Genomic DNA, 22,821 nt, shown 5'->3' on the forward strand with positions numbered 1-22,821 from the left:
CCGGTAGCCCGCATAGCGTATTATCGCTCAAGCTGCTCCCAAGCTAAATCAGAGCAGGCTGACGTGCTGAGCTTTCCTTATCGGACAAAGTTTCAAGCCATATCTGAATATCGGTTTTAGCCTGTTCGATCAATGCGATAAAACCTGCTATCGCACCGGCCGCATCCGGTGAAACGGTCTTTTGCGACAGCTTGAACGATTGCTTGCCCAGCAACCTGGAGTCCTCGCGTGAAAAAGCACTTACCGCCAAGCTCATCAAAACGTGAGAACTATTCGCCGCCTCGAATTGCTGTTCGAATTGCATCAGCTGTATTTGCAACGTGAAGGGCTGCATCCCGGCGATAATTAATTGTCGCTCCAATAATAAGGGCAACGGCGCTTCCCAGCGATCCCGATGATAATAGCGGATGATGGTGGCATCTTCATAAAGCAAGCGGTAGCGTATCCGTTCATCCCACAGCCAGACCGGTGCATCCAGCGAAATCATGACGCTGTCAATAATCCGTTCCGCACCCGGGCCAAGATCGTGACTGACCGGCGACTCGCGCTTGGAACCAATACTGCAGGCGGAAATGGTTATGCTCATGGCCACTGCCAGTAGATTCTTCATGAATCGGTTCATGGCGACCCCTTGAAGTTCGGCTCGCCAGGTGCGTACGGGAGTGGCTCGGCCCCAAGCAAAAAGGCTTGCGGTTCCGTCTCCAGCATCGTCGCTACGCGATCGAAGCGGCGTGTAGCAGCTTGAATTTGCAACATTAACGTGTTGGCTCGGGGCAAGGTTGTTTGCAACAGTTGCCGACCGACAAAAGTGCCTGTCTGCATCAATTCACCCGACTGTTTGGAAAGCGCCACCAGTTCTTGCCGCATTTGGCTGCTCAACTGTTTGAATTCGCCTGTCAACCCATTCACCTCGGCTAGCGTGCGCCGGGCATCCGCCGTTAACGACGGAACTTGAGCGAGCGCTTTACTGGCTTCATCCTGCAATGCGTTGAATCGTCCGGTGGCGGATTCGACATTGATCAGGATCCGTTCTGCATGTCGGACGTTGTTTTCATTCAACAGCCGATTCAGGCGGAGCAGCAGTTCATGGGTTTCATTGACCGTACCCTCGCCGGACACCGATAACCGGTCGATGAGCGAAGGCTTGATCGGAATGCTGTTCTCAGGATCATCGCCATTCAGCAGCGGTTCGGGATTATCACCGCTATCCTTGAGCGCGATTAGCGTTAAGCCGGTAACGCCCTGAAGTTCCAAAGTCGCATAAACGCCACGGGTAAACTGCACAGCGTTATCGATTTCCATCGGTACAACGATAAGGTCGGGATTGTCCGGGGCGAAACGCACGGCGGTCACTTTGCCTACCGCTATGCCACGATAATAAACGGTGGAACCGGCCTTTAGCCCGGTCACCGAATCGCGGGTCTCGGCAATATAAGTTTTGGTTTGCTGCTGGACATCGCCCAGCCAGATAATAATGATCACAATCCCGGAGATCAGTGTGACCATAAATAAGCCGGTGATCAACGCATGGCTGTCTTTACCATGAAGAGCCTCCATTGAGGTGAATATTCGTTGTGCGCGGTGATTATGAAAAAATTCCTGGATAAAAGGATGGTCGCAGGCGAGCACCTTATCCAATGTGTCGAAGGCAACTAGGCGATGGTCCGCCAGCACCGCGACTTTAGTGCACAGGTCTCTTAGAATATCCAAGTCATGCGTGACCATAACCACGGTGAAATCGAGCTCTTGATGCAGTTGCCGCAACAAGGATACGAAATCCTCGCTGGCGATAGGATCGAGGCCGGAAGTCGGCTCGTCCAATAACAGTAATTCTGGCTCCAGAATCAGCGCCCGGGCCAGTGCGACCCGTTTGACCATGCCACCCGATAATTCGGAAGGCTCGCGCATGGCATCATGTGCGTTCAGTCCAACCATGCCCAGTTTCATGCACACCATTTGGCCGACCAGGTCTTCGTCATCAATGCCCAACTCTCGCAGCGGAAATGCGATATTGTCGAACACGTTCAAGGCGCTGAACAAAGCGCCACCCTGGAATAACACACCGGTATGATTGCGCTTCTTCCTGCATTCGACCCCGGAGGTTTCCTGTATCAGTTCGCCTAAAACTCTCAGTTTTCCCTGACTGGGCGTTTCCAGACCAATCATTTCGCGCAGTAGGGTCGTCTTGCCGCTGCCGGAGGCCCCTACGAGAGACATTATTTCGCCCTTCTCGAGACACAGGCTGATATCCTGATGAATCAATTGTTCACCGAAATAGGTCCAAATGTGTTCCAGTTCTATGGCGCACGGCTTTTTCATGGGAACCCCACATTCCTGAACAGAATGGAAAACACGGTATCGGTAAGAATCACCACGGTAATGGCGGTTACCACGGCACGAGTGGTTTCATTGGCGAGGCTTTCAGTATTCGGCTTGATGAGAAAACCGAAATGGCAGGAGATCATCGCGATCATCATGCCAAACGTCATTCCCTTGCCCAAACCGATATAAAAATTGGCGATCGGCACCGCCGTGGGCAGGTGATCAAGAAATTGCCGATAGCCGATATCCAAAGTCAGGTGTGCCGAAACCATGCCGCCGATAAGGGCTAGCGTATCGGTCCAGACGATCAGTAGCGGTAAGGCGAGGGACAGCGCGATGACTTTGGGCAAAACCAGCCGCATCGAATGGGAAACACCCAATGCCGACAGCGCGTCCAGTTCTTGGGTAACGCGCATGATACCAATTTCGGCAGTCATCGCTGAACCGGAGCGGCCGGCGATCAGAATGGCTGTAAGCATCGGCCCCAGTTCGCGTATGATACTGAGTCCGAGCAAGTCGATAATATAGATTTCCGCACCGAACCGTTGCAGTTGCAACGAAGACAGATAGCTTATCGATAAGCCTACCAGAAAGCCCACTAGTGCCGTGATGCCTAGGGCGTTGGCGCCGGTTTTGTAAATGGTTAACGATATTTCTTTATAAGGTGCGGCGCGTGGATGCCGCAAAAGATAAACACTATCGAGGATCAACCGGCCAAACAAGGTCACCCAGGCGCGGAAATGACGATAAAAACCCTGTAGCCACATTGGCTTGAAACGCAATGCCTTAACAAAATCCAGCAACATCGAATGGGGTACTGGAATATTACGACCATGCCAATGGGCAAATAACCGCTGGTGTTCCGGGCGCATGATCAATCCAACCGGCAATTTTTCGCCCCAAGCCTGCCAGAGTAGAAAAGCCGCCGCGCTGTCCAGCCGTTCGATGTGGCTGATATCCCACTGTTTATCCTTGGCTTTACCCAGGCTTTTAATCGTCCGACGTAAATCAGGGGATGCCGCTAGCGTACGCAGAATCCATGGACCTTCCAGCATGATCAGGTTACCGCCGAACTCCTCTGGAAGGACCAGAACAGGCTCATCAGCACCATGTAAGTTACTGTCAGTCATAAAACGCTCATACAGGGACGGCATTTATTTCAATTGATCGTCGATCGACAAAACCTTACTGCCCGATAAATTGAAGAATGCTGTTTTCTAAGCTCATCTGTGTTAATAGTAGACGATTTGCTTTAGAAAATCCGGACAAAGTCCAGCAAGACGGAGCGTAGATAAGTCAGTCCAAAACGCCTGCATATGCTTTGTTCGAAATTCGGTAGGTTTAATGGACTAGAAACGCTTCAGCGTGACGCCGGAACCGGTATCCAGCGTATTTAACCACGCCGCGATTTGCGAGAGGTTTTCTCCCGCGACGTATCGCCCGTGATTTCTGGGCGATACGTTTCCCACACTTCATTGTATTATTTGCTAGGCTTCACGAGTATCGCGTTTCTTCCTGATCCGGGGAGGATGGATCATCCTCAATTGGGGGAGGGGTTGTTACTGGTAATTCACTCTGCGATAGTTTGCCGTTAGATGATATTCGCCGCCGGGAGCGATTTCCACCACATCCAGGTCGGCGTTGGCAGTTTCGACACACAGAAAGCGCTCGTAATCATCATCCTTCAAGTCGCCCATTTCCGCCGAGATTTTTGCCCACGGATTCCACACCACGGCGGTATTGCTGCCTTGGGAGGTAATGCGAATCCTGCGGTCTAGTACGACGTCATCGATTATCAGCTCACCTTGAGCCTTCCGATAGATACGGTCGACTTCTGCGCCGATGGATACCGCGCCGGCCTGAAGCTTGTGGGTAGCGTTATCGGCTTTATCGATGTATTCAAGCCCATCCAGCCCCAGAACGGCCGTTTGATCGATATGCCCGACCTTGAAGTAGGTGTGAAATGCCTGGGTTATAAAAAACGGCTGCTTATCGGTATTGGTGTTGCGTGTGGTTAATTCCAGATTCAGCGAATCTCCGATCGTAATCTCCAGCGAGAGGTTGAACGAATGCGGCCAGATCACCCTTGTTTCGGGCGTATCGACCAATCCCAAGGTAACGATGGTGTCGCCATCTGCGGTAACGCCTGTCCGTACCACGTTCCAGAAACGATTTCGCACAAAACCATGCGCGGGGCGGCCGAGTCCATCGGGGTCGGGACCGAACCACGGCCAGCAAATCGGGACGCCTCCCTTGATGGCCTTGCCAGGCTGGTAATATGCCATTTCACTGAGGAACATGAGGTTGTGCGAATCATTGGCGGGCTGAAAAGAGAGAACCTGTCCCGCGTAGACCGAGATAACGGCGCTGGCTTTGTCGTTATCGATTTTGATAAAGGGGAATCCGCCCTTACCTTCGACGAATTTAAGTTGATCATCAATAGCATACTCGGCATTCAGTTGTTCGATATTCATAATTTCACTATTTCTTGCTAAAAAAAATCATCATAACACGCCAGGATTGTTGCCGGGGGCGGCATAGGGGCTTGCCGGCGATCAGCCGCACCAGGTGCTGCGTGCTATCGCAGCAAAATCAGTCTTGGAATTGCGTCCGGACCTGTCCATACGATAGCATTTTGCCCGAACTCCCTGCCGAGCGCTCGTGACGTTTCAAGATCGAGTCCGAGCACAAAGTAACTTTTCTCTGCCGGCCATGCACCAGAGGGGTCGCAGCCCTTTCCCTCCAGGATCGGGCCTGCCTGGGCCAGGCAGGCCAGTTTGTCGCGCAGACGCATGCAAGCGGCAAGGTTATGCGCATGATTTTGCGGCACACTGAATGGGTTGCAGGCGGTGATGAAAGCCGCACAGCGATGATCCGATGCGGCGAGAAGCCGCGATAGCGGCTCGGAATATTCATCAATCCGCAGGGCGATTGTACCAGTACCGAATCCCGCCGCTGCTGTTACTCGATACCTGGTTGCGCGGTAAGCAGCGATCAGGTCCGGAGAAATTTCAGATTGTGTCAAAAGTAAGATTTCGTATGACGTTGCATGGGTTCCCGGCAGCAAAAACATTTGGCGGGATATCCCGGGTGACCACACTGCCCGCCCCGATAGTGGTACCGCTCCCAATCGTTACGCCGGGATTGATAATTACGCCACCGCAAATCCAGACGCTATCTTCGATGGCGATGGGTTTGGCGGCCTCCAGGCCCTTATTGCGTTCTTCCACGGCCAATGGGTGCGTTGCGGTATAGATCTGGACATTCGGCCCCAGGAACACATTGTTGCCAATAGTCACTTTCGCGCAATCGAGAATGGTACAGTTGAAATTGGCATAAAAATTATCACCGATGCGGATGTTGTATCCGTAATCGCAGTAAAATGGGGGTTCGATTTCAGCCTGCCCGCCCAACGCGCCCAGCAGCTCTTTCAACATGGCAACACGCTTTCCGATTTCGTCCGGAAGCGTGTCGTTGAATACTTTAAGCAATCTTCGGGCTCGTTTTCTTTCGTTACGCAATAACTCATCGCTGGATCGATATAACCGTCCCGTACTCATCTTATCTTTTTCCGTCAGCTGAGCCACCTTTATCTCATGATTTCAAGCCAACGGCGGGAAATTTGAATCCGTTTCGTGAACTCCGGCAGGCTGCCAGCATTGTTGTCACCGTTGTTGTCAACTGCGGAGCATCTTATTCGTTGATATAAAATCAGAGTATCGATCTCTCGAATGGTCACCGTTACATGGAATTGCGGATCAATTCAGTTGCATTATGCAATCGATCTATTATACTTTCATTGTGCAACTGATCGCGGACAGGAACGGCTATTATCTGGCTAGCGGGATGTTGAATGTTTGAGTTTCGGGTATCGAATACTATAAGATAGAAGTTCTGAGTCCGCATATCGGATAGTATATATACCTAACCCAGTCTCTAGTAAGACAATGAAATCTGTGACGGTGAGTTTTTTCCATGGGAATAAGACAAAAATCGGCTCAACCCTAGTGTTTTTGCCGGTTTGGCTCCGACGCTCAAAAGCGTGGAACCGGGCAAACGTAGACCAGGAGGAGTAATCAATGATGATCAAGCAAGCGATGCAGGCCGGTGTATCGGTCATTACCGTCGTCATGGCGCTTTATTGCGGCGCCGCGGTTGCGCATGGGAAAGTGGCTATGGAAGAAGATACATGCATGCGCCGGCTCGGCGACAACAGCATGGTGCATTTAAGCGCTTACCAGCCACAGCATGAGCCAAGCGACCAGTACTGCACAGAGATACCCAAAGAAGGCAATACTTTTCTGGTGGTGGATCTCGTCGACCAGGCGCTGCGCGATATTCCGATAGGAGTAAGGGTAGTGAGAGGAACCAGCGAGGCGGAAGATGAGACGGTGACATATTTACGCCCGAGCTATCACCCTGATGGAGTGATCAGGGGAGAGACCAGCCTGGATCAGGGACTCTATACGGTATTTATTACTGGAGAGTCGGTGCCTCCCGTTCACTATCAGTATCCATTGCGGGTAAAGATGGTCAATTATGCGAATGTTTTTCGTGCCTCGATAGGGCCACTGATCGCCATGCTGCTGTTGACCCTGTTCACTTACAAGGTCATGAAATCAAAGCGCGTACAGAATTGGCGATCTTCCCGTCGCTCATAGGCGATTGAGGAGTATGTTCACATTGCCATTTGTGTTGAGAGCTGCCGAGAAAGATCGGTTTCGGTTTTAGCCGCCACAATGTCCGGAGCGTCCGGAGCCGGGCGCCAGACCGGAAAAGCAATCGTGGAACAGAAACCGCGGTATGGGGTGGCTGCTGGGTCCGTGGTCAGCGATAATAAAAGGTCCGGTCATGAGTAAGAAGGACAACGAAAAGAAAACGAACGAGCCACTGCCGCCGGAGCTATCCAAAAAAGACTATGAGGAGACGCTCTACAGACTCCAGGTTGAGCTCGTCAAGCTGCAACGGCACTTTATCAAGTGCGGCGACAAGATTCTGATTATCTTCGAAGGGCGAGATGCGGCCGGCAAAGACGGCACCATCAAGCGCATCGTTCAACATCTGAGTCCGCGCGAAACGCGCGTCGTGGCGCTTGGCAAGCCTTCGGACAGAGATCGCAGTTCATGGTATTTTCAGCGTTATACCCCATATCTGCCCGCGGCACAGGAACTGGTGTTGTTCAACCGCAGCTGGTACAACCGGGCGGGGGTGGAACCAGTAATGGGTTTTTGCACGGACACCGAGTATGATGAATTCATGACCTCGGTGCCGGAGTTCGAACATATGCTGGTCCGCTCGGGCGTTAAACTCATGAAGTACTATCTCGACATCAGCAAATCGGAGCAGGCGGAGCGGTTGGATGCTCGCAAGAAGGACCCGCTCGCGCAATGGAAGATCAGCGCGCTAGACGAACATGCAATCAAGAAATGGAAGGAATACAGCCTGGCACGCGACAAGATGTTGGCCCATACCCATAATCTCACGACACCATGGACAATAGTCCATGCCGACGATAAGCAGTTGGCGCGCATCAACATCATCAAGGATCTCCTCAGCCGCCTCGATTATGAGAATAAAGACGAACGGCTGGTCATGCCGGACAAGCGCATCGTGATGGAATTTGAGATTTCATTTATTGAGCACGGTGTGCTGGCGTCGTAATCAACCCGGAGTTGCCGCCAGGCCAAAGTTCAACCCCCATGGTGCCGTCGGCGCCTGATCGCTATTCGTAGCCGCACCTTCACAAGTCATCATCGGAGTTATCGCTGCATGGATTATTGCAATAATGTTGCAATGATCATGGTCTACAATTGCTAATGGAGAGACAAAAAATGAGACGAATACAGCGGTTTCCGGGTCAGGCAATGCTCATCGCGATCATCGTATCGGGGCTGCCCGTTTGGGCGCATGAGCCCGGTGCTCATGTGCATGGCCGTGCAGCGCTGGAAATTGCCATTGACGGAGCGGTGGCACAGGTCAACTTGAATAGCCCGCTGGATAATCTACTGGGATTCGAGCATGCCCCGAGAAACGAAAAAGAGCGTCAAGCCATCAAAGCCATGGCATCGAAATTGAATGAAGCCAGCAGCCTTTTCGTTTTCACGCCGGCAGCCCAGTGTCGATTGGAATCGGCTGATTTGAACTCTCCCGTACTTTCCGCGGACTTGCTGCCACCTGCCTCCGGTTCCGGCAAAAGTGCTGATAAAAATAGCGGAGCATCCGAATTTTCCCCGCCCGCCTCTTCCGCTGCCGTCGATGCGCATGCGGAATTGGACGCCACCTGGCAGTTCCAGTGCGCGAAGCCACAGGCCTTGCAAGGAGTCGATGTGCAGTTGTTCCGGATGTTTCCCGGTCTGCGGCGTCTCGATGTCGCCATAGCGGGCCCCAAGGGGCAGTCAAGCACGAAGTTATCGCCTGAATCCACCCGCTTAAAATGGTAATTGAGTGGGTGGATGAGGAATGAGTCCATTTGTGATCGATATTCAGAATCTGGTTTTTCAATGGCCTGGCAAGCATGGTTTTCGTCTGTCGATCCCTCAATTTCTGGTAAGACGCGGGGAGCGTGTTTTTCTGCAAGGCGCGAGCGGCAGCGGTAAAAGTACCCTGCTGAGCTTGCTGGGCGGTGTCCTGCAGCCGCAGCCATGCCACCTGCGCGTGCTCGATACCGACTTGACAACGCTCACATCCAGCGCTCGCGACCGGTTTCGTGTAGATCATGTTGGTTTCCTGTTCCAGCAGTTTAATCTGGTGCCATATTTGTCCGTGCTCGAAAACGTGCTCCTGCCTTGCCGATTTTCGCAGCGCAGGCGGCGGCAGGCGCTTGAATCAGCAACCTCGCTCGAGCAGTCGGCGGACCGGCTGCTGGGTCAGTTGGGACTGGATGCGACGCTGGCGCGGCAACCGGTAACCGCATTATCGGTTGGGCAACAGCAGCGTGTGGCGGCTGCTCGGGCACTGATCGGCCACCCCGAGCTGATCATTGCCGATGAGCCGACTTCCGCACTGGATGCGGGCCGGCAAGCGGAATTTCTTGATCTTCTGCTGAGCCGCTGCGATGATGAGAATGTCACGCTGATCTTTGTCAGCCATGACCAGCGGCTGGGATCCCATTTCAGCCGCACCGTCGACTTGAATGAATTGTGCGAAACCACAGCCCTCTGACCAATCGAATGGAGAGAAAAAATGTCACTATCACATAATCTTAAAGTAGTGGGTGCAGCCGTTGTACTGGGTGCATTGATGAGCGTCGAGGGCATGGCGGGCGCCGATACGGTCATAAAAGTCGATGGCTCCAGCACCATGTATCCCATCACGGAAGAGGGGGCAAAGAAATTTCAGACGACCAAAAAAGAGGCGGTCAAGGTATCGGTCGGCATCTCCGGTACCGGCGGTGGCTTCACGAAATTCTGCCGTGGTGAAATAGATATCGTCAATGCTTCCCGCCCCATTCAAAGAGCGGAAATGAAGGCGTGCAGCAAGGCTGGTGTGCAATACGTCGAATTGCCGATGGCGTTCGATGCGTTGACCGTAGTGGTGAATCCGAACAATACCTGGAGCAAAACCATGACCGTTGCCGAGTTGAAAAAAATATGGGAACCCGCCGCTCAGGGTAAGATTACCAAATGGAGTCAGGTAAATCCGGCATGGCCTGATGAAAAATTCAAGCTCTATGCCGCAGGCCCGGATTCCGGCACGCTCGATTACTTTACGCAAGCGATTGTGGGCAAGGCCAAATCCAGCCGTAGCGACTTTACGGCATCCGAGGAGGACAATAACACACTGATGCAGAATGTGGCTAAGGACAAGAATGCGCTGGGGTTCGTTGGTTTCGGATACTATATGCAGAATCAGGACAAGATCAGCGCTGTCGCGGTGGATGACGGCAGAAACGGCGGAGTTCTTCCCTCCGCTGAAACGGTGGAGGACGGAACCTATCAACCTTTGTCACGCCCCATCTTCATCTATGTGAACATGAAGGCGGCGGAGAAACCCGAACTTAAGGAGTTTGTCGCATTCTATATGAAGAATGCATCCGCCCTGGTAAGGGGATTCCAGTATATTCCACTACCACCCAGAGCCTACGCCGCCAACATGGAATTCTTCAAGACGAAGCGGTTGGGAACGGTATTCGATGGCTTTGTGCCAGGGGGTCTCACCCTCGATGACCTGCTCCGGCGAGAAGCCCGCTTTTATGAAAATTGATCATCGCATTGCCGTCACCTGCGATTCGCGATTGAGGCTCCATTCGCGACGAACCGCCAGCTTGAATGAATTGTGCCGAAGTGCGGGGGAAGCGGGCTGAAATCGCTGTTTTCCCTTGCATTTGCCAGCGCGTGGAACCGGCGCGCCACGCTGGGATTGATGGCGGTCAGTATCGCGCTTTCGGTCATGCTCCTGTTGGGCGTAGAGCAGTTGCGCACCCAGGCGCGCGAAAGCTTCTCGCAGTCCATATCCGGCACCGATCTGGTGGTGGGTGCGCGCACCAGTCCGATCCAACTCATGCTCTATGCCGTGTTCCGCCTGGGGGATGCCACTCATAACATCCGCTGGGCAAGCTTCCAGGCGATGGCAGCACATCCGGCGGTGGCATGGGCGGTGCCGATTTCCCTGGGTGATTCGCATCGCGATTTCGCGGTGATAGGCACCACTTCCGCTTATTTCAAATATTTTCGTTATGGCGATCGCCGACTGCTGGCATTTGCGGCTGGCAAGCCTTTTACGGATATTTTTGACGCGGTTATCGGCGCAGATGTCGCCGCGCAGCTTGGCTACCAGGTGGGTGACAGTATCGTGCTCAATCATGGCGCGAAAGGCCTCGGGCTGACCGAGCACGCCGATAAACCGTTTAAGGTGAGCGGCATTCTCAAGCGGACCGGCCTACCCGTGGATCGGAGCGTTCATGTCAGTCTCGAGGGTATTGAAGCCATTCATCTTGACTGGCAAGGTGGCGCTCCGATGCCTGGCGTATCCATTCCGGCGGAATATGTACGTAAATTCGACCTGGCTCCAAAGGAAATTACGGCGGCGCTTATCGGGCTGAAAAGCCGTGCGGGGGTTTTTCAGATGCAGCGGTTCATTAATCAGTACAAGGGAGAGCCATTGCTGGCGGTGCTTCCCGGCGTAGCGCTGGACGAGCTGTGGTCCATCGTCGGCATTGTCGAAAAGTCGCTGCTGGCTATTTCCGCACTGGTGGTTGCGGTGGGTCTGAGTGGGTTGGTGGCTGTTGTGCTGGCCGGCCTGGGCGAACGCAGGCGCGAACTGGCCATTCTGCGCTCAGTGGGTGCCGGCCCGCGCGTGGTTTTCCTGCTGTTGGCCATCGAGGGATTGATGGTGGTCGTGGCTGGCGCATTGCTGGGTGTACTGGGCCTGGCCGTGCTCAGCCTCTTTGCCGCGCCTGTTCTGGAGGCTCGCTTGGGGATTTCGCTGGCGGTAGGTATGCTATCGGCCGAAGCTTGGCAACTACTGTTGCTTGTCATGGCAATTGGGTTTCTGGTCAGCCTCGTACCCGGTTATCGCGCCTATCGGTTATCCTTAAGCGATGGTTTGACGCCAAGATTATAAAAAAGGATATCAATATGACTGTTTCTCAGTACGTCGCCCTTCCTCGTTTTTTCATTCTATTTTTAATCGCCTTGCTGGTTTTTACCGCACAAATAGCCATCGCGGCGGATAAGGATTATAAGGTTGGCGATCGATTGTCAGCGCCAGCGCCAGGCGCGGCCAAGAATAAATCTGCGCCTTCGGCACCCGCCTCAGCCGGTTACAAGGAAAAGACCTGGGATGATCTGATGCCCAAGAACTGGGACCCGATGGCGCCGCTGAAAGGATTGAAGCTGGACAATCTTAAGGATGGCGACCCCCGTGCCATCGAAGCGCTGGAAAAAATACGCGCAGCCTGGAATAACGCACCCATCGAGCCCGCCTTGGATGGTGAGCGTATCCGTATTCCCGGCTTCGTCATTCCCCTGGAGCGAGCAGGCAACAATGTCAGCGAATTCCTGCTCGTCCCCTACTTTGGCGCGTGCATCCATACGCCTCCGCCACCCTCCAACCAGATCATTCATGTGCGGACATCGAAACCCCTGGCCAATATGCGCACCATGGATACCATGTGGGTCAGCGGGGTGATGCATGCCGGCAAGATCGACACGGAAATGGGCCAGGCGGGTTATCAATTGAAGGCTGAGTGGATTACGCCTTATCCGTAAAAACCATGAACAGGAAGCGTTGGGACATTACCCTCCATTGAGAGAATGACGGCAGATCCGTGACGCCGCCCTATCGTCATGGATTGACTGCGTTTTTCCAGCAAAGCTCATCACCTTGTCGATATCTCTATTGATAATAATATCTCATTATATTATAATCAAACTGTTCAAATCATTTTCGCTATAACGATAACGCATCTTATCCTGGAGTTTCCATGAAGAACCTATTCTCCGGCTTGGCCTTAACTGCCGTGCTTGTCGCGCCCCAGGCCGGCCATGCCTTCAGTTACGATGTGCGGGTGGGCGTCTCGGGCGGACAACTCACGACTGGATTTCATGCTCATGGCAGCCTGCCCCCAGGCGGTGGATTCGCCAATGATTTCATAACCGGACAGAATTTGTATCCGACTGATTTTGGCGATTTTGGCGGCGGGCCATCGGCAACCAACGACCCTGGGTTCCAAAGTTTCGCCGGCACCCTCGCCCCCGGGACTGTCGTCTCTATCCAGGGAATAGGAAGCCTGGAGTATTGGACACCCGCAAACCAGACGTGGGCAGCGCCATCCAATGGCGAACTGATACGGGTGCACGGTGCGATCCCGACGGATATCGCCCTGGCTTATACTTTCTGCCAGAGCGGAGGCGTGCTTTGCGACCCCGCTCTGGCCGGTCAATATCCATTTTATGCCCAGGGTACCCACTTTTCCGCAAACGGCATTTCCGGCCCCAATCCGGCGATTATCGACGACGCAGATTCTCAGGGAGCCTTCCATGCACATCTGGATTGGTTTATCGAGAATCCTAATGGAACACCCGCTCCCGGCGCATACCTTGCCACCTTTGCATTGGTTGCGGATGGCTATCTTGCATCGGAGCCGGTCAAGGTGCTGTTCAACTACGGATTGACGGATGGGCAGTACTTGCTCGCTTTCGAATCCCGCATACAACCCGTTCCCGAGCCTTCCGCTGTGGCACTCATGCTTGCCGGTCTCGCGTTTCTGGGATTATGGGTCCGTCGGCAATCGGTGTTCGTCTGATCAATCCGGCTTTGGCGTCGCCTGGAACCGAGCCCAACCCCCTTGCCGTTCAGATAATGTCCTGGCAACCATTCTTCTCTCAGCGGCGTATTCCTTGAGGATGATCCAGCGGTATTCCCGTACCGAATAGCGGAAAACGCACTCCCCGGCTCTCAGAAAACCAGTTCTATACCCAGTTCGATGCTTCGCCCGGGTTCCGGGCTGAAGTTTCTCAGGAAGGAGGTCGAGCTGCGGATCTCCTCGTTAAGCAGATTGCGGGCCCGCACAAATACGGACGCTGGCCGACCCATTACCTTGTGCCGGTAGGATGCATGCAGGTTCAACAAATTGTAGCCCTTGGTTTCGGTTTCATTGACGCCTGCCCTGTCCTGCGCATTGGCATGCGTGTAGCGGATGCGTGCCGACCATGGCCCGGAGGCTGTGGCCAGCTGCACTCCATAGCGCAAGGGAGGTTGCCGAGGCACGTTTTCATTTATCGCGGTAAGCCTGGCATGAACATAATCCGAAAATAGAGTGACTTCCACTGGCGGCACGATATCCGAGAGCATACGCAGCGTTGCTTCGGCTTCGTACCCCATGAAACGTGCGCTGGCTTGCTCATAATTAATAACCGGCAGGCACTCATCGAGACTCACGCAACGCGTTCGGAATCGTCCTTCGTCCGCGTCGAAAAAAATATTGGGAATGCTTCGCTGAAAGACGAAATTATCCACGTCATTGAGAAACAAGGCCCCGTTGAGGCGTATCCATCTCGCATCGGCGTTCCAGGTCAAGTCTAGACTCCTCATCGATTCCACCTTCAGATTAGAATTGCCGACATCAAAAGTGTGAGTCGCCAAGTGCGGACCGAAGGAATACAGCTCATGCACTTCCGGCGCTCGCTTGGATCCTGAAAAGATGATGCCGACCGCACTTTTGTCGGCATACTGCCAGGTCAAGGAAATGGAACGGCTCTCCACGCTGAAACTACGGCCAGGAAAATTGAGAATCCGTCCATCGACAGTCGATTGCGGACCCGCCACCAATCTCAGTTGATCGTAGCGCCAGCCACCCTCCAGACGCAGCGTGTCGGTAATATCGAGCCGTTCGTGGATATAGGCGGCGGTGCTGAAGGTATTCGTTTCCGGGATAAATGCCTCGGCTCCAAGCGCGGAGAAATCGCGGTTCATCATTTGGCCGCCAACCACACCGGAAATGCGTGAGCCCAGCCGATGCTCCACTTCCAGACGCCCATCCAGCGCCTCGTTGCGAAAAGTGGTCGCGATGCTGCTGCCGGCTTTTTCATGATGCCGGTAGTGAACCCGGCTGACGTTCAGCCTGATACGGTCGATCCATTTGCCTGATCCCCATAGCTCCATCCGGCCGTCGTAACGGCGATTGGCCAGATCGATGCTCACATCGCTGCTTCCGCCCCCATGGGAATGCGAGCCCGCACTGGGGGGAATGCCATAGGTATTATCCAGCATGGTAGCCGAGGCCCCCACCATTCCCATGCCGGCAAACAATGATCCTCCCACGCTGCCACCCTGCGACTGTGCGCCGGTATTGGCGACATGGCCGCAGGTATTGCGCATATTGATAAGGCCGAATTGCTGCTGAATGGCCTTGTCATCGACCGCGCAGCCATTGATGGAAATGTTGTCACGGCGACGCATGAATCCATCGATATGCATCGCGAATCTGCCGGTGCCCGCGTCGACCTTGAAGGCATTGGTGCTTTCGTTGCCATTAGCGTTATAGCGCGATTGCACCATTCCGGTAATCACCTGTTTGGGGATACGCTGGGGAATACGGTTGTCTATCACATTCACGGCGCCGCCGATGGCATTGCCACCATAACGAATGGTTGCCGGGCCTCGCATTACCTGTATTTCATCCGCCAGAATGGATTCAATGCTGGCGGCATGATCCGGGCTGAACGTTGTCGCGTCATGCGTGGCAAGTCCATTGCTCAGGAGGCGCACGCGCGGGCCCGACATCCCTCGGATTACCGGCAGGCCAACCCCCGGGCCGAAGGTCGAATTGGAAATGCCGGCTTCGTCACTCAGCGTCTCCCCAAGCGTATTGCCTGCACGTTCCCTGAGTGTGTCGCCACGCAGCTTTACAGTCGGCCTGAGCGGTTCACGCGGCCCCTCCTCCGGTGCCGCCTTGATTTCTATCGGCTTGAGTGTCGTTTCAGTTGTGGCAGCGGCGGGCTGGTGTGCGGCTGTCTGTGCAAATGCCGCTGGTAAAGAGACTGTCATAACAGAATTGATAATTACGAACCATGACAGCGTCAGGCACGGCACACGCAGGGTTGAATACATAATCTTAATTTAGCGATTAGCGACAGCCTGATTGTTATTATTCCTTCCGCTGCCAGCCACTTGCGCGCGGACTCGCCCGGCTTGCCATCCCCCAGATAAGCCAGATATATGCCAGAAGAATATATCGTAGAAAAATAAATCTGGCTTTATCCCCGTATCTTCAAAGCATCAGAGCATTCGGCGATGCTGGTTTCAACAATTTCCAGAATAGGAGCGGCGATATTGTTGACAAAGCCCACGGCGTTTATTACATTATTGATAACGAGTTCTCAGTAGTATTATAAGAGTTCTCGTTTTGAAAGACAATCTCATCAGGCGACATAAATGCTTGAGATTCATTAGGCAACCCAAACTATAGGAGTGATACGATGTTCAGACCCATGCATGTGACTTTCGGCGCAGCGCTCACCACGCTGGCCATGATGATTTCTCCTCAGGTTCTCGCGCAGCACGCCGATATCGAGGCGGTTGTGGTCGGCGGCAAGCTGATTGTCGATGAGGAAAATACCGCGCCGGTCGCATTTGGAACCGGCTACAAGATTTTTGAAGGAGACTTTGGCGATCTGCCGGGCGGGCTTACGGGAACGGACGACCCAGGGTTTTTGGCGCCCTCTGGCACGTTTCTCTCCGGGGAGCAGCTCTGGTACCATGCCCTTGGCACTTTGAGCTTCTGGAATGGCACGAGTTGGGCGGCCGCTCCAAGCGGAATTTCGCTGACTGTCGAAGATGTACTGGGAAATGAAACACTCATTTCATCCCTCGGTGCAACCAATCCATATGGAGTCATCGATCAGGTCGACTCTACAGGCGGCATTCACGCTCATATCGATTTCTCGATATCAAGCGTTAATCCGGTGGGTGCCTATCTCGCGACTTTTGAACTTACCTCGCGCGACGCCTCCGGTAATCTGCCTTCTCCCTATCTGGATGGCGACCCGTTTCAGATTGCTTTCAACCGTGGGCTGAGCCACGAGGCTTTCGGGGCTTCCATCAGCGCCCTGGTATCTCCTGTTCCCGAGCCTCAAACCTATGCGATGCTTCTGGCCGGCCTGGCGTTATGCGGTGCCGTCGCCAGGCGCCGCAAGGAAATAGCCGGATAGCTGCCGGCCTCCCGATCAGTTTACACATATCTATCTCTTTTTATCCGCAACCCGTTTCAGGGTTGCGGATACCTCCTGATAAATACGCTATCGGTAAAAATAGAAGCATATCCGGAAATTACATGGCTTTCTGTCCAGCTCGGAGCAACCATGGGAACCGCCCGTGGGATGATTTCCGTAGTTGAGCCGATCGACATGGTTACGCCAAGCTGGATATCAGCGTTTCCGGGCTTGCCGAGCAGGCGGCAAGACAGCACCCAAAACTAGATCCGGTTAAGAATGATTCTGCTCTGATTGTTCCAGACGACATCAGTCAGGTTGGAAAAGCGGGTGATCATCTGCGCTGCGATACCGCCGGCAAACAGCCCCGACCAGCTCAGGATCACGAAACCCCAGTGCAGCGGTGCGCTGAAGAGCTCTTCCATAAACCAGAAAGCATGACCCCATTCGTTGAAACCGACGTTAGGCAGGATCATTAGCGGTCCTGCGATTGCCATTACCAAGGGAAACGAGACGCCCCTGGCATATAACGGCAAGCGGGTCCTGGCATACAAGAATGTCGCCACTCCGCAGGTGATATACATCGGGAACGAGCCATAAAATACAACGATATGGCTGGGGGTGAAGCTGGTATCCCGGATGATGACTTGATGCCAGGAGGCGTCCTGCTCGGTGAAGAAGCTGCCGCCCCAATAAACTCCGAAGAGATAGATGCCGGCCCACATGAGCAAGTAAAAATTACGCTTGATCTCCAGTTTCGGATCCAGGTTAGCCAACTCCTCCTCGGTATCCCGTGTTTTCCAGATCCAGCCCCAGGTAGCCAGCGCAAAAACCGGCATCACGATCATGTGCGCCCGCCATAGGCCCATCCAGACCTTTTCAAATTCGGGCTCCATCGAATCCATTCCATGTGAATACGCAAAGGTTCGCTGGTACCAGATCCAGAATATTGCTACGGCCAGCATGGCTAGCAATCCCATCTTGTAATACTTCGAATCGTACCACTGAGACATGTTGTCTCCGCGATCCAATTCTTCTACCGCCGCTTTCGCGTCTCTCAATGCTGTTGACATTTGAATTCCTCCTATTCCGTAATTAAAACCAAAACTGCTGGACGGATGGTCAGAGTCCTCGATATAAACCGGCATTGCGCCGACGGACAGGTATTCAGAGTCCAACTGCGGACGGGTGGTCAGAGTCCTAAGATGACAGGCAAACCTGTATGCTTATTGATGCATCCGAGTTTGCCTTGCCAAGTACGGCCTGTATCACTTACCTACTGTTTGTGGCATTTGGCCGTCATGAATCTCATAATTGGGCTGAGGTTATTGCGCCATTTGGCGATGGGAAGCAGCCTCCTCCATATTTGATCGCGCAGCTTGCTCATACTTGCGTATCAAGGCCGCGGTACGCGATTTCAAATTGTGGGATTGCCAGCCATACAAACGCATCTCCTCATACTGTTCAAGCAGTTTCTTTTGTTCATCCGCCTTGGCTTGCATTTCCCTGGCGGCATCTTCAAAATGCTCTACCAAAGCACAATGTTCGCTTAGAGATGCAACATTCTGAACAGCTGATTGACTAGAGGGAGTTTCTGCTTTTACGGCATTTATTGGCGCACATACAGCCAATAAACCAAGTAGAGAAAAAGCCGTAAGAATATCTTTTGCTTTTTTGCCGAGAGTCGTTGCCATTTTGATTCTCCTGTTCCAATTGATTAGATCAATATCGGACGGATAGTCAGAGTCCTTTTACTTCCGGACAGATGGTCAGAGTCGTAGGAGTGAGTCCATATTAACCCCGATGCCACTATGGAGATATTGGGGAAACCCTGATTCGATACTAAGGAAATGCTTGATTTTGTACTAAGGGAAATCCTTAGATAATGGAAAAAATCAGAAATACAATCCGATACTGGAGCTTGATCGCGAGATAAAAATTCAACAGCAGCAGCTTAAAGAAGCGCAATTATCATAGATAAATTCGAGGATCCAGACTGTCAATCCGGAGCTCCGGAATTGAAGGAGGATCAGCTCATCCAATGATTTTAGGGATGGCCTTTCTCAGAAAACTCATGAGCGCGCTAAGAAATTGGAATCTTTCGCCAGCTGCACCGAAGGAGATCCTAGCTGTCCCGAGCCACAATAAATAAATCATTGGAAAGAATTACAGCACCTCCCTTTATTGCCTCGGATTCCTCCGATGCGCAAGCAGGCGATACCATATGCTCTTCCTCCGCTTGAACCATTGGCCGAAAGGAAATCACTTCCTGCGCCGCTAATTGGAAACAACTTCAGACGAGTAGCGGAACATCCGGCATGCTCCATTCAAGGTTTGGGCTGACACTCGCTGCATCGGCCATAAAGAATCAGATCGTATTTTTCGATTACGAAATCGCGAGGGACCAGAAGATTGCTCTTCTTGATCCTCTCGTGTATGTCGAATACCCTGCTGCAAGCACTACACTTGAAATGATAATGATCGCCTAGCTGGGTCATCTCATAGCGATCTGCCTCGCCAGGTAGCTTGACCGGCAAAATCCAGCTCTCGGCCGTCAAGTCCTTCAATGTCCGATAAACCGTTGCGATGCTCAGTGACGGCACTACTGCCTGCCCCGCCGCGAGTATTTCCTGCGTGGAAAGCGGCCTTCCCGCTTCCGAGATGGCATCAAGAATCGCATTGCGCTGCCGGGTATTACGTTCCATGGATTCCCCTCAACAATATCGATTTCGGGATGGGTTGCTGGCGATATCAGCACAAGCAGCCCAATCTTTGGTTCATGGCATTAACAAGCCTTGACTATATGCTATTGATAACTTATTATCAATTAATCCATGTCGATCATGATATAGAAAAATTGGATCCTAATAGAGATGAAAGTAGTAGCACATGTTCATTTTATAACTGTAAAAGGAGAAAGTATATGCGGCTTACATTGAGAAGCACTGCTATGAACCTGGCAGGCCTGCTTATTCTGGCGTCGTTCAACGCATCAGCGTCACGGCATGATGAAGGTATTGGTTTTTACGTCGGTTACGACGGGCTAGCCACGATTGCTTCCGGCACCTACGGCGAACTCCCCAACCCAAACTCAGACCGCCTCACCCTTCTGCTCGACCACGGCAATCACTTTCATGGCATCGGGGCATATAGTTACAGCGGACCGGCGGCTGCACCGAAGGTATTGTCCACCAGCCCCAATAATCGTATTCCCGAAATTTCTTCGCGCGAGGAACCGCTTTCCCTGGCAGCGGGTAGCGGGCTCTATGCCGGAACGTTGCGAACCCATATAGACAGCTCCGAATACAGCTATCTCGGCATCGCTTCCATCCAATCCCTGGCGGGCCATTCTTCAGGCAGCACTGAAGACGTCCTTTTCCATAGCAGCAGCGATCGCTGGTCGGGGCAACTGGATAACGCTGAGATCGGCCTAAGATTGGTCGAAAGCACTCCAGGACTGCATATTGGAACCGAGACAACGCGGGATATTTATAGCCATGGCGACCTATTCACGCTGGGAGCAGGCAACAGCTTCGAATTCAAGCCGATTTACTGGGTCGATGAAAATGCCGCGGCGGGCGTTTACTCGGCAACATTCGAATTGTTGAATATGGGCGCGAATTCAGCTTTCCAGGACTCAGGCACGTTCCAATTCGATTTTGCCGTTTCACCGGTGCCGGAACCGAGCTCTTATGCAATGCTCGTCGCAGGCCTGTTTGTATTGACATGGACAGCGCGCCGACGAACCCAGTATTGATTTAAGCATACCCAGTTTCTCCTGACCAACCTGAGCGCTGGCCACCCACTTAGCCAGTTAATCTGCCAACTATCGGCCAACTAAGCAGCCAACTAAGCAGCCAACTAAGCGAGATCGTTATGACAATAAGGGATGAGCGTCTGCCGGTTACGGTCCTTTCCGGCTTTCTGGGTGCAGGCAAGACTACGTTGCTTAATCACGTTCTGGCGAATCGTGCAGGATTGCGTGTAGCAGTGATCGTGAATGACATGAGCGAAGTGAATATCGATGCCTCCCTGATTGAAAGAAGCACCGAGAATGCGGGAGCGGCATTGTCCCGCACTGAAGAAAGGCTGGTCGAGATGAGCAACGGCTGTATCTGTTGCACGTTGCGCGAGGATTTACTTACGGAGGTGCGCAAGCTCTCGGTGGAGGGGCGCTTCGATTATCTTTTGATCGAATCGACAGGAATCGGCGAACCGATGCCTGTCGCGGCAACGTTTGATTTCCGGGACGAAGAAGGCAGTTCGCTAAACGATATCGCGCGCATAGACACCATGGTCACGGTGGTGGATGCAGTTAACCTGCTGGATGATTTCTCAAGCGAGGATTCGCTGGCGCAACGCGGCGAGGTTGCGGGAGACGAGGACAACCGGACGTTAGCCAGTTTATTGACCGAGCAAATCGAGTTTGCGGATGTCATTGTGGTAAGTAAGGTGGATCGAGTCAGCCTGAATAAATTGAGGGAAGTGACCGGCGCGATCAAGGCATTGAACCCGGTGGCGGAAATCGTTTACGCCGAACATGGTGATGTTCCCTTAAGAAAAATTCTTGGCACCGGCCGATTCGATCTGGATCGTGCCAGCGGCATGGCGGGCTGGGCTAAGGAGATGGCTGGGGAGCATACCCCGGAAACAGAGGAATACGGCATCAGCAGTTTCGTCCTGCGCATACGCCAGCCCCTCCATCCCCAGCGTTTTGCAGCCTTTCTAGAAATGCCGCTGCCGGGTGTATTACGGGCTAAAGGCTATGTATGGTTGGCCAGCCGGCCGGAATGGGCAATATCCTATTCACGTTCCGGCAATACTGCTGCGGTGGAGCCGGTGGGGCGGTGGTGGGCGGCGGTACCGAAACAACGCTGGCCCGCCGAGGGAAGCCATGAGCGAGCCTTGATAGAGCAGAATTGGCAGCCGCCCTACGGGGACCGTATCAATGAAGTAGTCTTCATTGGTCGCCATAAGGATTGGGATCGGGCATTGATTGAAATGGCCTTTGCAACATGCCGCCTTACATCCACGGAAATCCGCAAGGGTGTGGAGCATTGGCGCACACTGACGGACCAGTTTCCTGAGTGGACTGCCACGGTGGCATCGACAGGGGAGGAAGCGAACCATCCATGAGTGCGATAATCCCGGAGACTTTCGGTGAATGGCATCATTGCATCGAGCATGACTGTGGCATTCGGTTGACCGAAGAATTCATCCAAGGGCGGTTGATGGTATTGCGCGACTCGCAGCATGAGGAAACACAACGTTTTATTCGGCACTATGGGGAAGCGCACTGGCAAAGAACCGTGAGCTGGTTTGAGCGTGCAAATAATGACATTCATCGCTGACGGCACATTATCCGTGGCGGGCAGCTTCTTATTGGTGAGAGCCATGAAAAAAGAACGATCGCCTGATCTTACAAAGAAAGCTATTCGCGCGGTCCCGCCGGGCGAATATATGTGCCCTGCACAGCTGGGGTTCTTTCGTCTCCGCCTGGAAGACGAACGGAACAAGCTGCTGGAAAATGCGCAAGGCACGCTTGAGCAGATGCAGGCCATTGTTTCCGAGCCTGATCCAAATGACCGGGCAAGCACGGAGGAAAAATTTTCCCTTGAGTTCCGAGTAAGAGACCGGGAGCGTAAATTACTTAAAAAAATCGAGGATACCCTTTTGCGCATTGAAAACGGCACCTATGGCTGGTGCGCGGATACAGGCGAACCCATCGGCCTCCCCCGTTTGCTGGCGAGGCCAACAGCCACGCTCTGCATTGAAGCACAGGAGCGCCACGAACTTCATGAGCGAAGCTATGGCATCTAACGGTTTCTCCCCCGTAAACAGATGCGAA

The 22,821-nt window shown here is 53.1% G+C and carries 23 protein-coding genes; 13 read left to right on the top strand and 10 right to left on the bottom strand.

Features of this window, described 5'->3' with window-relative positions:
- Positions 1 to 43: 43 nt before the first annotated feature.
- The 6 genes from SQ11_RS13010 to SQ11_RS13035 all read right to left on the bottom strand — a co-directional run bounded on the left by SQ11_RS13010 (position 44) and on the right by SQ11_RS13035 (position 5,909).
- Positions 44 to 622, bottom strand: a complete 579-nt coding sequence (locus SQ11_RS13010) for a hypothetical protein (protein WP_052494237.1) — start codon at positions 620 to 622, stop codon at positions 44 to 46.
- Complete coding sequence (locus SQ11_RS16890) at positions 619 to 2,319, bottom strand: ATP-binding cassette domain-containing protein (protein WP_084226865.1); 1,701 nt, start codon at positions 2,317 to 2,319, stop codon at positions 619 to 621. The genes SQ11_RS13010 and SQ11_RS16890 overlap by 4 nt, the downstream gene beginning before the upstream one ends.
- The gene (locus SQ11_RS13020) at positions 2,316 to 3,452 is read right to left on the bottom strand and encodes an ABC transporter permease (RefSeq protein ID WP_052494272.1); all 1,137 of its coding nucleotides are present in this window, start codon (positions 3,450 to 3,452) and stop codon (positions 2,316 to 2,318) included. The genes SQ11_RS16890 and SQ11_RS13020 overlap by 4 nt, the downstream gene beginning before the upstream one ends.
- Before the next feature lie 429 nt (positions 3,453 to 3,881).
- Positions 3,882 to 4,796 carry a D-hexose-6-phosphate mutarotase gene (locus SQ11_RS13025; protein WP_041514612.1) on the bottom strand — a complete coding sequence of 305 codons (915 nt, stop codon included), beginning with the start codon at positions 4,794 to 4,796 and terminating at the stop codon, positions 3,882 to 3,884.
- A gap of 104 nt (positions 4,797 to 4,900) precedes the next feature.
- Positions 4,901 to 5,347 carry a DUF3293 domain-containing protein gene (locus tag SQ11_RS13030; protein ID WP_041514613.1) on the bottom strand — a complete coding sequence of 149 codons (447 nt, stop codon included), beginning with the start codon at positions 5,345 to 5,347 and terminating at the stop codon, positions 4,901 to 4,903.
- Positions 5,334 to 5,909: a sugar O-acetyltransferase gene (locus SQ11_RS13035; RefSeq protein WP_269746051.1), complete on the bottom strand. Its 576-nt coding sequence runs from the start codon at positions 5,907 to 5,909 to the stop codon at positions 5,334 to 5,336. The genes SQ11_RS13030 and SQ11_RS13035 overlap by 14 nt, the downstream gene beginning before the upstream one ends.
- Before the next feature lie 495 nt (positions 5,910 to 6,404).
- Between SQ11_RS13035 and SQ11_RS13040 the strand changes: the two genes are divergently transcribed.
- The 8 genes from SQ11_RS13040 (at position 6,405) to SQ11_RS13075 (ending at position 13,567) form a co-directional block, all read left to right on the top strand.
- On the top strand, positions 6,405 to 6,983 hold the full coding sequence (locus SQ11_RS13040; RefSeq protein WP_041514750.1) for a hypothetical protein: 579 nt from the start codon (positions 6,405 to 6,407) through the stop codon (positions 6,981 to 6,983).
- A 190-nt stretch (positions 6,984 to 7,173) separates the two neighbouring features.
- Positions 7,174 to 7,983 (top strand): polyphosphate kinase 2, encoded by an 810-nt coding sequence (gene ppk2 / locus SQ11_RS13045; RefSeq protein ID WP_041514751.1) that lies wholly within the window; start codon positions 7,174 to 7,176, stop codon positions 7,981 to 7,983.
- A 170-nt stretch (positions 7,984 to 8,153) separates the two neighbouring features.
- Entirely contained in the window at positions 8,154 to 8,762 is a 609-nt protein-coding gene (locus SQ11_RS13050) for a DUF2796 domain-containing protein (protein ID WP_041514615.1), read from the top strand.
- Positions 8,763 to 8,781: 19 nt separating this feature from the next.
- Positions 8,782 to 9,483 carry an ABC transporter ATP-binding protein gene (locus SQ11_RS13055; protein WP_041514616.1) on the top strand — a complete coding sequence of 234 codons (702 nt, stop codon included), beginning with the start codon at positions 8,782 to 8,784 and terminating at the stop codon, positions 9,481 to 9,483.
- Between the two features lie 21 nt (positions 9,484 to 9,504).
- The gene (locus tag SQ11_RS13060) at positions 9,505 to 10,524 is read left to right on the top strand and encodes a PstS family phosphate ABC transporter substrate-binding protein (protein ID WP_041514617.1); all 1,020 of its coding nucleotides are present in this window, start codon (positions 9,505 to 9,507) and stop codon (positions 10,522 to 10,524) included.
- A 72-nt stretch (positions 10,525 to 10,596) separates the two neighbouring features.
- Positions 10,597 to 11,883 carry an ABC transporter permease gene (locus SQ11_RS13065; RefSeq protein WP_232298003.1) on the top strand — a complete coding sequence of 429 codons (1,287 nt, stop codon included), beginning with the start codon at positions 10,597 to 10,599 and terminating at the stop codon, positions 11,881 to 11,883.
- Between the two features lie 14 nt (positions 11,884 to 11,897).
- Positions 11,898 to 12,530 carry a DUF3299 domain-containing protein gene (locus tag SQ11_RS13070; protein WP_041514618.1) on the top strand — a complete coding sequence of 211 codons (633 nt, stop codon included), beginning with the start codon at positions 11,898 to 11,900 and terminating at the stop codon, positions 12,528 to 12,530.
- 215 nt (positions 12,531 to 12,745) lie between these two features.
- Positions 12,746 to 13,567: a PEP-CTERM sorting domain-containing protein gene (locus SQ11_RS13075; RefSeq protein WP_041514619.1), complete on the top strand. Its 822-nt coding sequence runs from the start codon at positions 12,746 to 12,748 to the stop codon at positions 13,565 to 13,567.
- A gap of 152 nt (positions 13,568 to 13,719) precedes the next feature.
- Here the strand turns inward: SQ11_RS13075 and SQ11_RS13080 are convergent, their stop codons facing one another.
- Entirely contained in the window at positions 13,720 to 15,810 is a 2,091-nt protein-coding gene (locus SQ11_RS13080; protein ID WP_198140880.1) for a TonB-dependent receptor, read from the bottom strand.
- 431 nt (positions 15,811 to 16,241) lie between these two features.
- Between SQ11_RS13080 and SQ11_RS13085 the strand changes: the two genes are divergently transcribed.
- Positions 16,242 to 16,973, top strand: a complete 732-nt coding sequence (locus SQ11_RS13085; protein ID WP_052494239.1) for a PEP-CTERM sorting domain-containing protein — start codon at positions 16,242 to 16,244, stop codon at positions 16,971 to 16,973.
- 263 nt (positions 16,974 to 17,236) lie between these two features.
- Here the strand turns inward: SQ11_RS13085 and SQ11_RS13090 are convergent, their stop codons facing one another.
- From SQ11_RS13090 to SQ11_RS13100, 3 genes are all read right to left on the bottom strand, one after another.
- The gene (locus SQ11_RS13090; RefSeq protein ID WP_052494240.1) at positions 17,237 to 18,046 is read right to left on the bottom strand and encodes a methane monooxygenase/ammonia monooxygenase subunit C; all 810 of its coding nucleotides are present in this window, start codon (positions 18,044 to 18,046) and stop codon (positions 17,237 to 17,239) included.
- 252 nt (positions 18,047 to 18,298) lie between these two features.
- Positions 18,299 to 18,667, bottom strand: coding sequence for a hypothetical protein (locus tag SQ11_RS13095; RefSeq protein ID WP_041514620.1), 369 nt, complete (start codon positions 18,665 to 18,667; stop codon positions 18,299 to 18,301).
- A 633-nt stretch (positions 18,668 to 19,300) separates the two neighbouring features.
- Positions 19,301 to 19,678, bottom strand: coding sequence for a Fur family transcriptional regulator (locus SQ11_RS13100; RefSeq protein ID WP_041514621.1), 378 nt, complete (start codon positions 19,676 to 19,678; stop codon positions 19,301 to 19,303).
- A gap of 218 nt (positions 19,679 to 19,896) precedes the next feature.
- Here SQ11_RS13100 and SQ11_RS13105 point away from each other — a divergent pair, with 218 nt between their 5' ends.
- The 4 genes from SQ11_RS13105 to dksA all read left to right on the top strand — a co-directional run bounded on the left by SQ11_RS13105 (position 19,897) and on the right by dksA (position 22,793).
- Positions 19,897 to 20,730, top strand: coding sequence for an all3515 family Zur-repressed PEP-CTERM protein (locus SQ11_RS13105; protein ID WP_232298004.1), 834 nt, complete (start codon positions 19,897 to 19,899; stop codon positions 20,728 to 20,730).
- Positions 20,731 to 20,849: 119 nt separating this feature from the next.
- Positions 20,850 to 22,109, top strand: a complete 1,260-nt coding sequence (locus SQ11_RS13110) for a GTP-binding protein (RefSeq protein WP_052494241.1) — start codon at positions 20,850 to 20,852, stop codon at positions 22,107 to 22,109.
- Entirely contained in the window at positions 22,106 to 22,324 is a 219-nt protein-coding gene (locus tag SQ11_RS13115; RefSeq protein ID WP_041514623.1) for a hypothetical protein, read from the top strand. Before SQ11_RS13110 ends, SQ11_RS13115 begins: the two co-directional genes overlap by 4 nt.
- A gap of 43 nt (positions 22,325 to 22,367) precedes the next feature.
- Positions 22,368 to 22,793 (top strand): RNA polymerase-binding protein DksA, encoded by a 426-nt coding sequence (gene dksA, locus SQ11_RS13120; protein WP_041514757.1) that lies wholly within the window; start codon positions 22,368 to 22,370, stop codon positions 22,791 to 22,793.
- The last annotated feature ends 28 nt before the right edge of the window (positions 22,794 to 22,821 follow it).

The organism is Nitrosospira sp. NpAV (genome assembly GCF_000832065.1).
Taxonomy (GTDB): domain Bacteria; phylum Pseudomonadota; class Gammaproteobacteria; order Burkholderiales; family Nitrosomonadaceae; genus Nitrosospira.

Coding starts and splice junctions, on each gene's coding strand:
- SQ11_RS13115 (WP_041514623.1), top strand. CDS start 22,106: ATGAGTGCGATAATCCCGGAGACTTTCGGTGAATGGCATCATTGCATC.
- SQ11_RS13020 (WP_052494272.1), bottom strand. CDS start 3,452: ATGACTGACAGTAACTTACATGGTGCTGATGAGCCTGTTCTGGTCCTT.
- SQ11_RS13040 (WP_041514750.1), top strand. CDS start 6,405: ATGATCAAGCAAGCGATGCAGGCCGGTGTATCGGTCATTACCGTCGTC.
- SQ11_RS13110 (WP_052494241.1), top strand. CDS start 20,850: ATGACAATAAGGGATGAGCGTCTGCCGGTTACGGTCCTTTCCGGCTTT.
- SQ11_RS13105 (WP_232298004.1), top strand. CDS start 19,897: ATGCGGCTTACATTGAGAAGCACTGCTATGAACCTGGCAGGCCTGCTT.
- SQ11_RS13085 (WP_052494239.1), top strand. CDS start 16,242: ATGTTCAGACCCATGCATGTGACTTTCGGCGCAGCGCTCACCACGCTG.
- SQ11_RS13050 (WP_041514615.1), top strand. CDS start 8,154: ATGAGACGAATACAGCGGTTTCCGGGTCAGGCAATGCTCATCGCGATC.
- SQ11_RS13060 (WP_041514617.1), top strand. CDS start 9,505: ATGTCACTATCACATAATCTTAAAGTAGTGGGTGCAGCCGTTGTACTG.
- dksA (WP_041514757.1), top strand. CDS start 22,368: ATGAAAAAAGAACGATCGCCTGATCTTACAAAGAAAGCTATTCGCGCG.
- SQ11_RS13010 (WP_052494237.1), bottom strand. CDS start 622: ATGAACCGATTCATGAAGAATCTACTGGCAGTGGCCATGAGCATAACC.
- SQ11_RS13025 (WP_041514612.1), bottom strand. CDS start 4,796: ATGAATATCGAACAACTGAATGCCGAGTATGCTATTGATGATCAACTT.
- SQ11_RS13090 (WP_052494240.1), bottom strand. CDS start 18,046: ATGTCAACAGCATTGAGAGACGCGAAAGCGGCGGTAGAAGAATTGGAT.
- SQ11_RS13075 (WP_041514619.1), top strand. CDS start 12,746: ATGAAGAACCTATTCTCCGGCTTGGCCTTAACTGCCGTGCTTGTCGCG.
- SQ11_RS13070 (WP_041514618.1), top strand. CDS start 11,898: ATGACTGTTTCTCAGTACGTCGCCCTTCCTCGTTTTTTCATTCTATTT.
- SQ11_RS13095 (WP_041514620.1), bottom strand. CDS start 18,667: ATGGCAACGACTCTCGGCAAAAAAGCAAAAGATATTCTTACGGCTTTT.
- SQ11_RS13055 (WP_041514616.1), top strand. CDS start 8,782: ATGAGTCCATTTGTGATCGATATTCAGAATCTGGTTTTTCAATGGCCT.
- SQ11_RS13080 (WP_198140880.1), bottom strand. CDS start 15,810: ATGACAGTCTCTTTACCAGCGGCATTTGCACAGACAGCCGCACACCAG.
- SQ11_RS13100 (WP_041514621.1), bottom strand. CDS start 19,678: ATGGAACGTAATACCCGGCAGCGCAATGCGATTCTTGATGCCATCTCG.
- ppk2 (WP_041514751.1), top strand. CDS start 7,174: ATGAGTAAGAAGGACAACGAAAAGAAAACGAACGAGCCACTGCCGCCG.
- SQ11_RS16890 (WP_084226865.1), bottom strand. CDS start 2,319: ATGAAAAAGCCGTGCGCCATAGAACTGGAACACATTTGGACCTATTTC.